Annotated in this window: 15 protein-coding genes; 14 read left to right on the forward strand and 1 reads right to left on the reverse strand. The window is 63.7% G+C overall.

Annotation, left to right across the window (positions count from 1 at the left end; all coding sequences use genetic code 11):
• Window positions 1-62: 62 nt before the first annotated feature.
• From K2U94_RS09135 to K2U94_RS09150, 4 genes are all read left to right on the forward strand, one after another.
• Window positions 63-740, forward strand: a complete 678-nt coding sequence (locus K2U94_RS09135; protein ID WP_243066911.1) for an HAD-IA family hydrolase — start codon at window positions 63-65, stop codon at window positions 738-740.
• Complete coding sequence (locus K2U94_RS09140; RefSeq protein ID WP_243066912.1) at window positions 725-1,519, forward strand: ATP12 family chaperone protein; 795 nt, start codon at window positions 725-727, stop codon at window positions 1,517-1,519. The genes K2U94_RS09135 and K2U94_RS09140 overlap by 16 nt, the downstream gene beginning before the upstream one ends.
• 229 nt (window positions 1,520-1,748) lie before the next feature.
• The gene (locus tag K2U94_RS09145; RefSeq protein WP_243066913.1) at window positions 1,749-3,284 is read left to right on the forward strand and encodes an acyl-CoA carboxylase subunit beta; all 1,536 of its coding nucleotides are present in this window, start codon (window positions 1,749-1,751) and stop codon (window positions 3,282-3,284) included.
• 320 nt (window positions 3,285-3,604) lie between these two features.
• Entirely contained in the window at window positions 3,605-5,455 is a 1,851-nt protein-coding gene (locus K2U94_RS09150) for a putative bifunctional diguanylate cyclase/phosphodiesterase (RefSeq protein WP_243066914.1), read from the forward strand.
• Window positions 5,456-5,476: 21 nt separating this feature from the next.
• Here K2U94_RS09150 and K2U94_RS09155 read toward each other — a convergent pair whose 3' ends face one another.
• The gene (locus K2U94_RS09155) at window positions 5,477-6,301 is read right to left on the reverse strand and encodes a cell envelope integrity EipB family protein (protein ID WP_243066915.1); all 825 of its coding nucleotides are present in this window, start codon (window positions 6,299-6,301) and stop codon (window positions 5,477-5,479) included.
• A gap of 103 nt (window positions 6,302-6,404) precedes the next feature.
• On the opposite strand from K2U94_RS09155, the gene K2U94_RS09160 reads away from it, so the two are divergent.
• The 10 genes from K2U94_RS09160 (at window position 6,405) to K2U94_RS09205 (ending at window position 14,522) form a co-directional block, all read left to right on the forward strand.
• On the forward strand, window positions 6,405-6,890 hold the full coding sequence (locus K2U94_RS09160; RefSeq protein ID WP_243066916.1) for a RidA family protein: 486 nt from the start codon (window positions 6,405-6,407) through the stop codon (window positions 6,888-6,890).
• Window positions 6,887-7,636: a glycerophosphodiester phosphodiesterase family protein gene (locus K2U94_RS09165; protein WP_243066917.1), complete on the forward strand. Its 750-nt coding sequence runs from the start codon at window positions 6,887-6,889 to the stop codon at window positions 7,634-7,636. The genes K2U94_RS09160 and K2U94_RS09165 overlap by 4 nt, the downstream gene beginning before the upstream one ends.
• Before the next feature lie 558 nt (window positions 7,637-8,194).
• A complete protein-coding gene (gene rpsL / locus K2U94_RS09170) occupies window positions 8,195-8,566 on the forward strand; it encodes a 30S ribosomal protein S12 (RefSeq protein WP_088520448.1) in 372 nt (123 codons plus the stop codon).
• A 24-nt stretch (window positions 8,567-8,590) separates the two neighbouring features.
• Window positions 8,591-9,061 (forward strand): 30S ribosomal protein S7, encoded by a 471-nt coding sequence (gene rpsG / locus K2U94_RS09175; RefSeq protein ID WP_243066918.1) that lies wholly within the window; start codon window positions 8,591-8,593, stop codon window positions 9,059-9,061.
• Window positions 9,062-9,090: 29 nt separating this feature from the next.
• On the forward strand, window positions 9,091-11,166 hold the full coding sequence (fusA, locus tag K2U94_RS09180; protein ID WP_243066919.1) for an elongation factor G: 2,076 nt from the start codon (window positions 9,091-9,093) through the stop codon (window positions 11,164-11,166).
• Between the two features lie 32 nt (window positions 11,167-11,198).
• Entirely contained in the window at window positions 11,199-12,389 is a 1,191-nt protein-coding gene (gene tuf, locus K2U94_RS09185) for an elongation factor Tu (RefSeq protein ID WP_243066920.1), read from the forward strand.
• 58 nt (window positions 12,390-12,447) lie between these two features.
• Window positions 12,448-12,756, forward strand: a complete 309-nt coding sequence (gene rpsJ, locus K2U94_RS09190) for a 30S ribosomal protein S10 (protein WP_085773755.1) — start codon at window positions 12,448-12,450, stop codon at window positions 12,754-12,756.
• Window positions 12,757-12,843: 87 nt separating this feature from the next.
• Complete coding sequence (gene rplC, locus K2U94_RS09195) at window positions 12,844-13,605, forward strand: 50S ribosomal protein L3 (protein WP_243066921.1); 762 nt, start codon at window positions 12,844-12,846, stop codon at window positions 13,603-13,605.
• 3 nt (window positions 13,606-13,608) lie between these two features.
• Entirely contained in the window at window positions 13,609-14,229 is a 621-nt protein-coding gene (gene rplD, locus K2U94_RS09200; protein WP_243066922.1) for a 50S ribosomal protein L4, read from the forward strand.
• Entirely contained in the window at window positions 14,226-14,522 is a 297-nt protein-coding gene (locus tag K2U94_RS09205; RefSeq protein ID WP_243066923.1) for a 50S ribosomal protein L23, read from the forward strand. Before rplD ends, K2U94_RS09205 begins: the two co-directional genes overlap by 4 nt.
• Window positions 14,523-14,526 lie beyond the last annotated feature (4 nt).

Genomic DNA, 14,526 nt, shown 5'->3' on the forward strand with positions numbered 1-14,526 from the left:
TAAAGGACGGAACAATCCGATCCGCCGCGCGCGAATGGCGGGAAAAGGTGAGGAGGCAAGCCGTGAAGCTCATCATTTTTGACATCGACGGCACGTTGGTCGATAGCCAGAACTGCATCGTCGAGGCGCAGCGGCGGGCTTTCGCCGCGCTCGGCCTTCCGGCCCCGCCGACTCGCGAGAAGGCGCTGTCGGTGGTCGGCCTGTCGCTGGTCGAGGCCTTCGACGCCCTGACCGAAGGGCGCGGCCCGAGCAAGGAGCTGGCCGACGCCTATAAGGCGGCCTGGATGCAATTGCGCGGAGAATCGCGGATCGAGGACCGCTGCCCGGTCTATCCGGGGGTGGAGGAATTCCTGAGGCAAATGTCGCGGCGCGACGATTGCAGACTGGGCGTCGCCACCGGAAAGTCGCGCGCCGGCGTGGACCGGCTGTTTGACGCCTATGGCTGGCGGGATATGTTCGCCACGGTGCAGACGGCCGACGACGCGCCTTCGAAACCCGCTCCCGACATGTTCAACCGGGCGCTGGCCGAGACCAGTATGACTGCGCGCGACGCCTGCATGGTCGGCGACACCGTGTTCGACATGCGCATGGCGCGCTCCGCCGGCGCCCACGCCATCGGCGTCGGCTGGGGCTATCATCCTCATGAAAAGCTGACAAAAGCCGGCGCCGTGACCATCGCCGACAATCTGGACGCCTTGCGCGTCCAACTCGACGAGTTCATGCAATGCGTGACGACCTGAGCGCCTTATTCGTCGAATCCGGCGAACGCGATCCCCTGAAGGCGGCGCAGCGGGACATGAAACGCCCGCTGCCGAAGAAATTCTATACGGAAGTCGGCGTCGAGGCGCGGGGCGAGGGGTTCGGCGTGGCCCTCGACGGCAAGCCGGTCCATACCCCGGCGCGGGCGCCTTTGGTCGCGCCGACGCGCGCGCTGGCCGAGGCGCTGGCGGCGGAATGGCGCCGTCAGGGCGACCATATCGACCCCGCCGACATGCCGATGACGCGCATGGTCAACACCGCGCTCGACGGGGTGAGCCGCGAAATGCAAGCGACGGCGGCTGCGATTGCGACCTTTGCGGGCTCGGACCTCGTCTGCTATCGCGCCGGAGAGCCGGAGAGCCTGGTCACGGCCCAGAACGCGGCGTGGGAGCCGGTGCTCGATCATTTTCGTGACGCGCACGGCTCCCGCTTCCTTTGCGTCGAGGGCGTGATTTTCGTGGACCAGCCGGCGGAATCGCGCGCGGCGGTCGAGGGCCTGGTGGCGCGCGAGGCGCAAAAGCCGGACGGCGCGCTGCGGTTGGCCGCGCTCCACGTCATGACGACTATCTCCGGCTCGGTCCTGATCGCGCTCGCCTTGATCGAAGGCGCGCTGGGTTTCGACGCCGCATGGGACGCCGCCCATGTGGACGAAGACCACGAATTGCGCCTCTGGGGCGATGACGAAGAGGCTTCAGCCCGCCGCGCCGCCCGGCGCAAGGAAATGCGCGCGGCTTATGAGCTTTACGCGGCGTTGGGGTGAAGTCGTTCGTCAGACCGTTGACTTTTGGTCATCGAGCGGCGCCTTGAAGCCAGTTCTGTCATCGCGAGCGGCTTCCTGCTCGCCGACTTCGCGTCGCCGCATTAGCCCAAAGGATTTCATCCGTTCGTCATCTGGCGGGTTCCGGCCCCCAAAAAGCCGTGCTAAACCGGCGCGATGCTTGTTGCGGCGCAGTGGCGAACCAACTCCGCCTGAACACCGGGAAATCTCCATGAAACATATCCTCGAAGCCCTCGACGAGCGCCGCGAGGGCGCGCGGCTCGGCGGCGGTCAAAAGCGCATCGACGCCCAGCATAAGCGCGGCAAGCTCACGGCCCGCGAGCGTATCGAACTGCTGCTCGATTCGGATTCCTTCGAGGAATTCGACATGTTCGTGCAGCATCGCTGCGTCGATTTCGGCATGGACAAGGGCGAAAAGATCCCCGGCGACGGCGTCGTCACCGGCTGGGGCACGATCAACGGCCGCGTCGTCTATGTCTTCGCCAAGGATTTCACCGTGCTCGGCGGCTCTTTGTCGGAAACGCACGCGCAAAAGATCATCAAGATCCAGGACATGGCGTTGCGCAACCGCGCCCCGATCATCGGCCTGTTCGACGCCGGCGGCGCCCGCATCCAGGAAGGCGTGGCCGCGCTCGGCGGCTATGGCGAGGTGTTCCAGCGCAACGTGCTGGCCTCGGGCGTGATCCCGCAGATTTCCGTCATCATGGGGCCCTGCGCCGGCGGCGACGTCTATTCGCCCGCCATGACCGACTTCATCTTCATGGTCAAGGACACGAGCTATATGTTCGTCACCGGACCGGACGTGGTGAAGACCGTCACCAATGAGACCGTGACCGCGGAGGAGCTCGGCGGCGCCTCGGTCCACACGACCAAAAGCTCGATCGCCGACAAGGGCTATGACAACGACGTGCAGGCGCTGCTCCAGATGCGCCGGCTGATCGACTTCCTGCCGTCCTCGAACACCGACGAACTCCCGGAATGGCCGAGCTTCGACGATTCCGACCGCATGGACCTGTCGCTCGACACTCTGATCCCGGACAATCCCAACAAGCCCTATGACATCAAGGAATTGATCGTCAAAGTGGTGGACGAGGGCGATTTCTTCGAGATTCAGGAAGCCCACGCCAGGAATATCGTCGTCGGCTTCGCCCGCATCGACGGTCGGACCGTCGGCGTCGTCGGCAACCAGCCACTGGTTCTCGCGGGCGTGCTGGATTCCGACGCCTCGCGCAAGGCCGCGCGTTTCGTGCGCTTCTGCGACGCCTTCAACATTCCGATCGTCACCTTCGTGGACGTGCCCGGCTTCCTGCCCGGCACGGCGCAGGAATATGGCGGCCTGATCAAGCACGGCGCCAAGCTCTTGTTCGCCTATGCCGAGGCCACCGTGCCGAAAATCACCGTCATCACCCGCAAGGCTTTCGGCGGCGCCTATGACGTCATGGCGTCGAAACATCTGCGCGGCGACGTCAATTACGCCTGGCCGACCGCCCAGATCGCGGTCATGGGCGCGAAAGGCGCGGTGGAGATCATCTTCCGTCAGGACATGGGCGATCCGGACAAGATCGCCGAGCGCACCAAGGAATATGAGGACCGCTTCCTGTCGCCTTTCGTCGCGGCCGAGCGCGGCTATATCGACGAGGTGATTCAGCCGCACGGCACCCGCCGCCGCCTGTCGCGGGCGCTCGCCATGCTCCGCCACAAGGAACTGGAAAATCCCTGGAAAAAGCACGACAATATTCCATTGTAAATGCGCTCTTAACAAGGTGTCGCTTTGATTTGAAAGGCCTTCCGTTCGTAACGGAAGGCCTTATACGTTTTTAACGAAAGAGTTTAACCATGACGTTTGGGCATTGTACGGCCCATGGTAAGGCTGAGTTAAATGATTTCCATTAATTGAAAGAAGAGAGAGTTTTTCCAGTTCGGCGTCGGCGTCGCCGCTTATCGCTCGAGATTAACGAAATGCTTATTTTGCCTGCCATACCGCAGATCGGGGGGGCAACAGCGCCGTCCCGTCTCCAACGGGAGCTTGATAAAGCTCGGCTGTCGCAACTCGCTTCGCATCTTCCATTGCTTTACAGTATACTTTGCCTTAATGTCATAACAATTGCTTTCGTCTTTTCGTCGGTCGCGCCGCCATTCCTGATCTATGTCGCGCCCTCGGTCCTGCTCGTCGCCGGGGCCATCCGCGCCTATTCCTGGCGATCGCGCCGCAACAAGCCGGTCGATCCGGATCGCGCGAGCGCCATGCTGCAATCCGTCCATCGCTTCGCGGTCGGCTTCGCCCTCGCCTATATGGCTTGGACATTGGCTTTATTTCTCTATGGCGACACCGGCCGTCAAAGCCAGCTTGTCTATACGGTGGTCATCACCGACATCATCTGCAGCTTTACCCTGGCGCATCTGCCGCGCGTGGCTCTGGCTTTATCGGCGATCACTTTGCCCGCCTTTTTGCTGCTGCTGGCGTTTTCCGGAGGATCCGATGCGAAGGTGATCGCGCTCAATCTGGCGATGGTCGCGCTGTTTTTCGGTTATATGGTGGCTGGATCAGCGCGGGATTTCGAAAGAATGGTGGAAGCCCAGTTGAGGTCTGTCCAACTTGCCGACGAAAACCGCCTGCTCGCCAATAGGGACAGCCTGACGGGTCTCCCCAATCGGCGGGAATTTTTCGCGAGGCTCGAAAGCGCCCTCGACGCCGAGTCGGCTGGCGGCGGACTTGTCGTCGGCGTCATCGATCTCGATGGCTTCAAGCCGATCAACGACCTGTACGGCCACGCCCTCGGCGACCGCGTGCTCAGGGAATGCGCCGCGCGCCTGGAGCTGTTCTCGGGCGGCGCCACCACCATCGCCCGGCTCGGCGGCGACGAATTCGCGCTCTTCATGCGCGGCCGCTCCAGCGAGGACGACATTCTTCAGCTCGGCGCCCAGATCTGCGCCGCGCTCAAAGCGCCGTTGAAACTCGCGGAGATCCACGCCGGCCTTTCCGCGTCGATCGGCTTCGCGCGCTATCCGCAGGACGCGATGGATGCACACCGGCTTTATGAGCGGGCCGATTACGCGCTTTATTACGGCAAGCAGCACCGGCGCGGCGAGCCGATCCTGTTCTCGCCGGACCACGAAAGCAAAATGCTGCTTAACGCGCGCATCCAGCAGGCCTTGCGTAGCGCCGATCTGGAAAAGGAGATTTCGGTCGAGTTCCAGCCGCTTCTGGATGTCCCGTCCGAGCGCATCATCGCATTCGAGGCGTTGGCGCGGTGGACGAGCCCCGAGCTCGGCCCCGTGCCGCCGGACCTGTTCATACCGGTCGCGGAATGCGGCGAGACCATCCATCTGGTGACGCGCACGATTCTGCGGAAGGCCCTCGCCGCGGCGCGGGACTGGCCCGAAGATATCGGCTTGAGCTTCAATCTTTCGGCGCGCGATCTCGCCTCGCCCGTGGCGATGACCCAGCTCGCCGCCCTGATCGAGCGCAGCGCGTTCGATCCCGGCCGCCTCGAGATCGAAGTCACCGAGACAGCCCTGATTTCCGATTTCGAGCACGCCGCTCATGCGATCCAGCGGCTCAAGGCGCTCGGCGCGCGGATTTCGCTGGACGATTTCGGGGCCGGCTACTCCAGCCTCGCCTATATCCATCGGCTGCCGGTGGACCGAATCAAGATCGATCGCAGCTTCGTCCAGGAAATGCACGCCAACTCCGCCGCGCGCGACATCATCAAATCGGTGATCAGCCTGTGCGACAATCTGAAACTGAATTGCGCGACCGAAGGCGTCGAAACTCTGGAGCAACTCGACCTCCTGCGCGACTATGGCTGCAATGTCGTGCAGGGCTTCTATTTCGGCGCCCCGATCGGCCAGGAGGCGGTGGCGGAAATGATCGCGGCCAACAGGAAGGCGGACGAGGGCCAGAGCTTGCGCGCGTGACGGCGCGGGCCGGGGCGCCGGTCAGCGCCCGCACCTGGCCGCGGGTGGAAACTCGATTCGGGTCAGTTCGCCCCTCAGGACAAAGTCGCCGTAATCGAGCCTGAGGTTGGTCGAGACGCCGTTCTCATAAAGGTCGAACGACAATACGTAATCCGGCAGGCCGTCGCGCCGATCCGCAGGGAAATAGGCGACCGCCACCGGCCAGCGCGCGACGTTGCGGAAGGCGGGGCCCTGGGCGCCCTGGTCGGCGTCCGGCCCGCGCGCCGGTTTGCCGATGATCGTGGTGACATTGTAAATGTGGCGGCCGTTGTCGGAGCCGTCATAGACCCTGGCGAGCATGACCTTGTCGCCGCGCCGGGCCGCCTCGATGATTCGCTCGATGTGCTGGGTCGGGAAAAGCACGTCCGACTGGGTGGAGAGCCGGAAAGGCTCCGGCCGGCTCAGGGCGATGGAAATTCCATCGGCGTCGCGTTGGGCGCTACCGTCCACGTCCCCGCCTTGGCTCGCGGGCCGCGCCGTGCTGAACCTGAAATCCGCGCCGTCGGCGTCCTCGAAAGTGGTGGAGCGGGTCTCGGTGATCCGCTCATCGCCCTCGTTCGGCTGCATATCCACCACTTGTCGCAGCGTCTGGGCGTAGCCTCCGCAATCCGCGGCGAAATCATAGGCGATTCGGCCCGTGGCGCTGGCGGGCGCCTTCGAGCCGCTTCCGTCCGCAAGCCGGAGATCGTAAATCGCGCGATGGCTGACCAGGCCTGCCGCATGGTCGGAAGGAGGCTTGATCTGCGCGATGGCGGGAGCCGCGGCGCAGGACAGGGCCAGGGCGAAAGCTGCAAGGACAGGACGCATCGGAAAAGCTTCTGGCGAGCGATTCGCGGTCGCGAAATCGTAACTTGCCGCTATTGTTGGGGGAAGCCTGTGGCGAAACTTGGATGATGAAGGAGAGACGGCGATGGGGCAGACGGGAAGCGACATCGAGCAAAGGCTGCGGGATCTGGGCCATGTGCTGCCCCAGCCCACCGCGCCGCTCGCCAATTACGTCCCGACGGTCGCCAGCGGCGCGCTTTTGTTCGTTTCCGGCCAATTGCCCTTCGGCGCCGACGGCAAGCTGGCGTCCGCCTATGTCGGGAGGGTCGGCGGCGGCGTGTCGGAAGTCGACGCGGCAGGGGCGGCGGCGCTTTCCGCGCTGAATTGTCTGGCGCAGGCGAAAACGGCGCTCGGCGACCTCGGCCGGATCCAGCGCTGCATTCGCCTCGGCGGCTTTATCAACGCCGTCGAGTCGTTCACCGGGCTCGCCGGCGTGATGAACGGCGCCTCGGACCTGATCGGCGAGGCGCTCGGCGCCGCCGGCGCCCACGCCCGCTCGACCATCGGCGTAGCCCAATTGCCGCTTGGCGCCTGTGTCGAGGTCGAGGCGATCTTCGAAATCGCGTCATGAAAGGCGAAAACTTCTGGCTGGTCGCCCGGCCTATCGCCCATCGCGGGCTGCATGATCGCGGGCGCGGAATCATCGAGAATTCGCTTTCCGCCGCGCGCGCGGCGGCCGGGCGCGGCTATGCGATCGAATGCGACGTCCGCCTGTCGCGCGACGGCAGCGTCTTCGTCTTTCATGACGACCTGCTCGACCGGCTGACCGAGGCTTCCGGCCCTTTCGCCCGACACGACAGCCATGAACTGGCGCGGATCGCGCTGCGCGGTGGGGATGAGGCGATTCCGAGCCTCGCCAAATTCCTGGCGACGGTCGCGGGCGCCGTTCCGCTGATCCTGGAGCTGAAAAGCGACTTTTCCGGCGACCTCGCCTTGGCCGGGGCCGTTGCCGCCGCCTTGGCCGATTACGGCGGCCTGGTCGCGCTCAAGAGCTTTGACCCCGCGCTGATCGCCGCCCTGCGCGCGCGCGCCGCGCCTTGGCCGCTCGGAATCGTGGCGCAGAGCGATTATGACGGCGCGGAATTCGTCGGCCTCCCGTCCGCGCAATGGGAGGAATTGACGCGCTTCACCCATGCCGCGGCGACGCGGCCGGATTTCCTCTCCTGGCGCGCGACGGACCTCCCGGCGCCCGTGGTCGAATTCGCCCGCGCCGTCGCCGCGATTCCCGTCATGACCTGGACCATCCGTTCTCCCCATCAGGCGGACGCCGCCCGCAAACATGCGGACCAGATCATTTTCGAGGGTTTCGAGGCTTGATTCGCCACGACGCCGTGGGCCGCCCCGCGTCTCTTCGAAAGGGCTGAGCGCCGCCCGCAAGAGCTCGATCCATCGGCGCTTCCAGGCGGCGCCGAAGACAGTTTCGCCGGCTCGCGTCGGAGAGCGTCCGGACCTGTGCTGGCGGCGGCGAGGAGTTTGACGAGGCTTTTGTTCTGTCGCGGAATGTAATTTCGGCGGCGGAGCGATAAAAACGATTGACGGAACTCAAACTCGCTCCTATGTTCCGCGCCACTTCAGACAGGCCGTAGACGGGCATGTTTTCCAGCGCCACGCGGGAAACCTAGGCAGTCTAAACGCTGTTGACCAGCTTTGCGACTGAACAGTCATCCGGTTCCGCTCAGGGGTTTCCTGGCGGGATCGTTCATCGACACGATTGGCGCTTGAAGCGTTGATCCTCTGTCTGGCAAGCGCCGGAAGCCCCTTTGGGCTGAAGGCGCTCGTTTGTTTCGCCGCGCGTCCGTCCGGGCTGTGGCGAAGCAAAACCGGGGCGGCGACGTCCCGCGACACCGTTTCAACATCGCTTCGGAAGGGCGAAGGATGCCGACAATTTCCCAGTTGATCCGCAAGCCGCGGCAACCGAAAACCTATCGCGAAAAGGCCCGCCATCTGCAGGCTTCCCCGCAGAAGCGCGGCGTGTGCACGCGCGTCTATACGACCACGCCGAAAAAGCCCAACTCGGCTTTGCGCAAGGTCGCGAAGGTTCGTTTGACCAATGGCTTCGAGGTCATCGGCTATATCCCCGGCGAGGGCCACAACCTTCAGGAGCACTCCGTCGTCATGATCCGCGGCGGTCGCGTCAAGGATCTTCCCGGCGTGCGCTATCACATCCTGCGCGGCGTGCTCGACACCCAGGGTGTCAAGGACCGCAAGCAGCGCCGTTCCAAGTACGGCGCCAAGCGTCCGAAATAAGATTCAGATTTTCGAGGAACGAACATGTCTCGTCGTCACAGCGCCGAAAAGCGTGAAGTCATCCCGGACGCCAAGTTTGGCGACGTCATCGTCGCCAAATTCATGAATTCGATCATGTATGACGGCAAGAAGGCGGTCGCCGAAGCGATCGTCTATGGCGCTTTCGACATCATCGAGGGCAAGGCCAAGGCCGACCCGCTTGGCGTCTTCAAGCAGGCTCTCGACAATGTCGCGCCGGCGATCGAGGTCCGCTCCCGCCGCGTCGGCGGCGCCACCTATCAGGTGCCGGTCGAAGTGCGCACTGAGCGCCGGCAGGCGCTCGCGATCCGCTGGATCATCACCGCCGCGCGCGGCCGGAACGACAAGACCATGGTCGATCGCCTGTCGGCGGAATTGCTGGATGCGTCGAACAATCGCGGCTCCGCCGTGAAGAAGCGCGAAGACACCCATCGCATGGCGGAAGCCAACCGCGCCTTCTCGCATTACCGCTGGTAAGCCCGCAGCCAAGCCAAGGAATTTCGACCATGCCGCGCAGTCATCAGATCGAAGACTACCGCAACTTCGGCATCATGGCCCACATCGACGCGGGCAAGACCACGACGACCGAACGCATCCTCTATTACTCCGGCAAGTCGCACAAAATCGGCGAGGTGCATGAAGGCGCCGCGACGATGGACTGGATGGAGCAGGAGCAGGAGCGCGGCATCACCATCACGTCCGCCGCGACCACCACCTTCTGGAACGGCAAGCGCCTGAACATCATCGACACCCCTGGGCACGTCGACTTCACCATCGAGGTCGAGCGTTCCTTGCGCGTGCTCGACGGCGCGGTCTGCGTGCTGGACGGCAACCAGGGCGTCGAGCCGCAGACGGAAACCGTCTGGCGCCAGGCCGACAAGTACAATGTGCCGCGTATCGTGTTCGTCAACAAGATGGACAAGATCGGCGCCGATTTCTTCAAATGCGTCGACGACATCAAGACTCGCGTCGGCGGCCGTCCGGTCTGCATCCAGCTGCCGATCGGCTCGGAGTCGAACTTCAAGGGCCTGATCGACCTGATCCGCATGAAGGCGGTGGTCTGGGACGACGAAGGTCTCGGCGCCAAATATCATGACGAGGAAATCCCTGCCGAGCTCAAGGAGCAGGCGGAGGAATATCGCCAGATCATGATCGAGGCCGCCGTCGAACTCGACGACGACGCCATGGGCGACTATCTCGACGGCAAGGAGCCGGACGAGGCGACGCTGAAGCGTCTGATCCGTCTTGCGGTCAAGAACATTACGTTCCATCCGGTTTTCTGCGGCTCGGCCTTCAAGAACAAGGGCGTGCAGCCGCTGCTCGACGCCGTCGTCGACTTCCTGCCGTCGCCGCTCGATCGCGAGGCGATCAAGGGCGTGGACATGGACACCGGCGAGGAAATGGTTCGCCATCCGTCGGATTCCGAGCCTTTCTCCATGCTCGCCTTCAAGATCATGGACGACCCCTTCGTCGGCACCATCACCTTCTGCCGCGTCTATTCCGGCAAGGTGGAATCGGGCACGACCGTCCTGAACTCGACCAAGGACAAGAAAGAGCGCGTCGGCCGCATGTTGCTCATGCACGCCAACAACCGCGAGGACATCAAGGAAGCCTTCGCGGGGGACATTGTCGCGCTCGCCGGCCTCAAGGACACCCGCACCGGCGACACGCTCTGCGATACGCTGAAGCCCGTCATTCTGGAGCGCATGGAATTCCCCGATCCGGTCATCGAGATCGCGATCGAGCCGAAGTCCAAGGCTGACCAGGAAAAGCTCGGCATCGCGCTGTCGAAGCTCGCCGCCGAGGATCCGTCCTTCCGCGTCTCGACCGATCAGGAATCGGGCCAGACCATCCTGAAGGGCATGGGCGAACTCCATCTCGACATCAAGGTCGACATCCTGAAGCGCACCTACAAGGTGGACGCCAACATCGGCGCGCCCCAGGTCGCCTATCGCGAGCGTCTCTCCAAGCGCGCGGAAATCGATTACACCCACAAGAAGCAGACCGGCGGCACCGGCCAGTTCGCGCGCGTCAAGATCGTGTTCGAGCCGAACGAGGCGGGCGCGGGCAATGTGTTCGAGAGCCAGATCGTCGGCGGCGCGGTGCCGAAGGAATATATTCCCGGCGTCGACAAGGGCATCCAGTCGGTCATGGGCGCGGGCATTCTCGCCGGCTTCCCGGTGGTGGACGTCAAGGCGACCCTGATTGACGGCGCCTTCCACGACGTCGACTCGTCGGTTCTCGCCTTCGAAATCGCGTCGCGCGCCGCCACCCGCGAGGCGCTGCAGAAGGGCGGTTCGGTTCTGCTTGAGCCGATCATGAAGGTCGAAGTGGTGACCCCGGAAGAATATACCGGCTCGGTCATCGGCGACCTGAACTCGCGGCGCGGCCAGATCCAGGGGCAGGACATGCGCGGCAACGCCAATGTCATCAACGCCATGGTGCCGCTCGCCAATATGTTCGGCTACGTCAATCAGTTGCGGTCCTTCACCCAGGGCCGCGCGAACTTCACCATGCAATTCGACCACTACGAGCAGGTGCCGGCCAACGAGGCCGCCAAGGTTCAGGCGAAATACGCCTGAAGCATCTGAGAAACTTTTGAGGAGTCCAGGCCATGGCCAAGGAAAAATTTTCGCGCACGAAGCCGCACTGCAACATCGGGACGATTGGTCACGTTGACCACGGCAAGACGTCGCTGACGGCGGCGATCACCAAGGTTCTGGCGGAGACGGGCGGCGCGACCTTCACGGCTTACGACCAGATCGACAAGGCGCCGGAAGAAAAGGCGCGCGGCATTACGATTTCGACGGCGCATGTCGAATATGAGACCGCGAAGCGCCATTACGCCCACGTCGACTGCCCCGGGCACGCCGACTATGTGAAGAACATGATCACCGGCGCGGCGCAGATGGACGGCGCGATCCTGGTGGTTTCGGCGGCCGACGGCCCGATGCCGCAGACCCGCGAGCATATTCTTCTCGCCCGTCAGGTCGGCGTTCCAGCGCTGGTCGTGTTCCTGAACAAGGTCGATCTCGTTGACGATCCGGAGCTTCTGGAGCTGGTCGAGCTTGAGGTTCGCGAACTGCTGTCGAAGTACGAATTCCCTGGCGACGACATTCCGATCACCAAGGGCTCGGCGAAGGTCGCGCTCGACAATGGCGATCCGGAGCTTGGCCGCAACGCCATCCTGAAGCTGATGGAGACGGTTGACGACTATATTCCGCAGCCGGAGCGCCCGGTCGATCTGCCCTTCCTGATGCCGGTCGAAGACGTGTTCTCGATCTCGGGCCGCGGCACGGTGGTGACCGGGCGCGTTGAGCGCGGCATCATCAAGGTCGGCGAGGAAGTCGAGATCGTCGGCCTGCGTCCGACCATCAAGACCACGGTGACCGGCGTCGAAATGTTCCGCAAGCTGCTCGACCAGGGCCAGGCGGGCGACAACGTCGGCTGTCTGCTGCGCGGCACCAAGCGCGAGGACGTCGAGCGCGGCCAGGTTCTGTGCAAGCCCGGCTCGGTGAAGCCCCACACCAAGTTCAAGGCCGAGGCCTACATCCTGACCAAGGAAGAGGGCGGCCGCCACACGCCGTTCTTCACGAACTATCGTCCGCAGTTCTATTTCCGCACCACGGACGTGACCGGCATCGTGACCCTGCCGGAAGGCACGGAAATGGTGATGCCGGGCGACAATGTCACGATGACGGTGGCTTTGATCGTTCCGATCGCGATGGAAGAGAAGCTGCGCTTCGCCATCCGCGAAGGCGGCCGCACCGTCGGCGCGGGCGTCGTCGCTTCGATCATCGAGTAATCAGGCTGGATGCGCCGGCGCTGGGCTTTCCGGCGCCGGACCCCAAGGGATTCAATCAATGAACGGCCAGAATATCCGCATCCGCCTCAAGGCGTTCGATCATCGGATTCTCGATACGTCGACGAAGGAAATCGTCTCCACGGCCAAGCGCACGGGCGCTCAGGTGCGTGGGCCGATCCCGCTGCCGACCCGGATCGAGAAGTTCACGGTGAACCGTTCGCCCCATGTCGACAAGAAGTCGCGCGAACAGTTCGAAATCCGCACCCATAAGCGGGTTCTCGATATCGTCGACCCGACTCCGCAGACTGTCGATGCTCTGATGAAGCTCGACCTTGCTGCCGGCGTCGATGTCGAGATCAAGCTCTAAGTCAGTTCCGAGACGTTTTTATAACGGCTCGCGGCGCCTCTTCCAAGTCAACGTTACCCAGTGAACGCGCCTTAAGGGAAAGAAACAATGCGCTCAGGCGTCATCGCACAGAAGGTCGGCATGACCCGCGTCTTTACCGACAGCGGGGAGCATGTTCCGGTCACGGTTTTGAAACTCGACGGCGTTCAGGTCGTCGCGCATCGCACGATGGAGAAGAACGGTTATACCGCCGTTCAGCTCGGCATCGGCCGCGCGAAGGTCAAGAACGTCTCCAAGGCCGAGCGCGGCCGCTTCGCCGTCGCCAATGTCGAGCCGAAGCTGAAGCTTGCCGAATTCCGCGTCGATGCGGAGGGTCTGCTGCCGATCGGCGCCGAGATCACCGCCGACCATTTCGTCGTCGGCCAGTTCGTTGACGTCACCGGGACCACCCTGGGCAAAGGCTTCGCCGGCGCGATGAAGCGCTGGAACTTCGGCGGCCTGCGCGCCACCCACGGCGTGTCGGTCTCACACCGTTCGCATGGTTCGACCGGCGGCCGTCAGGACCCAGGCAAGACCTTCAAGAACAAGAAGATGGCTGGCCACATGGGCGCCGAGCGCGTCACCACCCAGAACCTGCGGGTGGTGCAGACCGACGTCGAGCGCGGCCTGGTTCTGGTCGAGGGCTCGGTTCCCGGCCACGCCGGCAACTGGATCTTCATCCGCGATGCGGTCAAGAAGGCCCTCCCGGCCGAGGCCCCCAAGCCCGGCAAGTTCCGTATTGTCGAGGGCAAGGCTGAAGAAGCTGCCGAGACGCCGGCTGCGCCCGCCGAACAGGCTGCGCCCGCCGAAACCAATTCTTCGGAGGCCTGAGCCGTGAAGATCGACATCACCTCCTTCGACGGCCAGACCGCTGGCTCGCTCGACCTCAACGACGACATCTTCGGTCTGGAGCCGCGTCAGGACCTGATCGCCCGCATGGTGCGCTATCAGCTCGCCAAGCGCCGCGCCGGGACCCATGCGGTCAAGAACCGCGCGGAAATCGCCCGCACCGGCAAGAAGATGTACAAGCAGAAGGGCACCGGCTCGGCCCGTCACGGCTCGGCCCGCGTGCCGCAGTTCCGCGGCGGCGGTCGCGCCTTCGGCCCGGTGGTGCGCTCCCATGCGCATGACTTGCCCAAGAAGGTTCGCGCCCTGGCGCTCAAGCACGCGCTCTCGGCCAAGGCCAAGGACGGCGCCATCCTGGTGTGGGACGCGGCCAGCGCCTCCGAGCCCAAGACCGCCGCGCTCAAGGCCAATTTCGCCAAGATCGGGCTCAAGAACGCGCTGATCATCGACGGCGCCGAGGTCCAGGCCAATTTCGCGCTCGCCGCGCGCAACATTCCGCAGATCGACGTGCTGCCGGTTCAGGGCATCAACGTCTATGACATTCTCCGCCGCGAGACGCTGGTGCTGACCAAGGCGGCTATCGATGCGCTGGAGGCGCGCTTCAAATGAGCCAGGATCCGCGTCACTACGACGTGATCGTCGCCCCGGTCATCACCGAAAAGGCCACCATCGCGTCCGAACAGAACAAGGTCATTTTCAAGGTCCGTCCCGACGCGACCAAGGAGCAGATCAAGACCGCCGTCGAACGCCTGTTCGACGTCAAGGTCGAGGCTGTCAACACGCTCGTCCGCAAGGGCAAGAAGAAAGTCTTCAAGGGAACGCGCGGCGTGCGTTCCGACGTCAAGAGCGCGGTCGTCACTTTGGCCGAAGGCCACAAGATCGACGTCACCACCGGGCTCTGAGCTG

Source organism: Candidatus Rhodoblastus alkanivorans (genome assembly GCF_022760755.1).
Lineage (GTDB): Bacteria > Pseudomonadota > Alphaproteobacteria > Rhizobiales > Beijerinckiaceae > Rhodoblastus > Rhodoblastus alkanivorans.

Coding starts and splice junctions, on each gene's coding strand:
- K2U94_RS09140 (WP_243066912.1), top strand. CDS start 725: ATGCGTGACGACCTGAGCGCCTTATTCGTCGAATCCGGCGAACGCGAT.
- K2U94_RS09145 (WP_243066913.1), top strand. CDS start 1,749: ATGAAACATATCCTCGAAGCCCTCGACGAGCGCCGCGAGGGCGCGCGG.
- K2U94_RS09155 (WP_243066915.1), bottom strand. CDS start 6,301: ATGCGTCCTGTCCTTGCAGCTTTCGCCCTGGCCCTGTCCTGCGCCGCG.
- K2U94_RS09160 (WP_243066916.1), top strand. CDS start 6,405: ATGGGGCAGACGGGAAGCGACATCGAGCAAAGGCTGCGGGATCTGGGC.
- K2U94_RS09165 (WP_243066917.1), top strand. CDS start 6,887: ATGAAAGGCGAAAACTTCTGGCTGGTCGCCCGGCCTATCGCCCATCGC.
- rpsL (WP_088520448.1), top strand. CDS start 8,195: ATGCCGACAATTTCCCAGTTGATCCGCAAGCCGCGGCAACCGAAAACC.
- rpsG (WP_243066918.1), top strand. CDS start 8,591: ATGTCTCGTCGTCACAGCGCCGAAAAGCGTGAAGTCATCCCGGACGCC.
- fusA (WP_243066919.1), top strand. CDS start 9,091: ATGCCGCGCAGTCATCAGATCGAAGACTACCGCAACTTCGGCATCATG.
- tuf (WP_243066920.1), top strand. CDS start 11,199: ATGGCCAAGGAAAAATTTTCGCGCACGAAGCCGCACTGCAACATCGGG.
- rpsJ (WP_085773755.1), top strand. CDS start 12,448: ATGAACGGCCAGAATATCCGCATCCGCCTCAAGGCGTTCGATCATCGG.
- rplC (WP_243066921.1), top strand. CDS start 12,844: ATGCGCTCAGGCGTCATCGCACAGAAGGTCGGCATGACCCGCGTCTTT.
- K2U94_RS09205 (WP_243066923.1), top strand. CDS start 14,226: ATGAGCCAGGATCCGCGTCACTACGACGTGATCGTCGCCCCGGTCATC.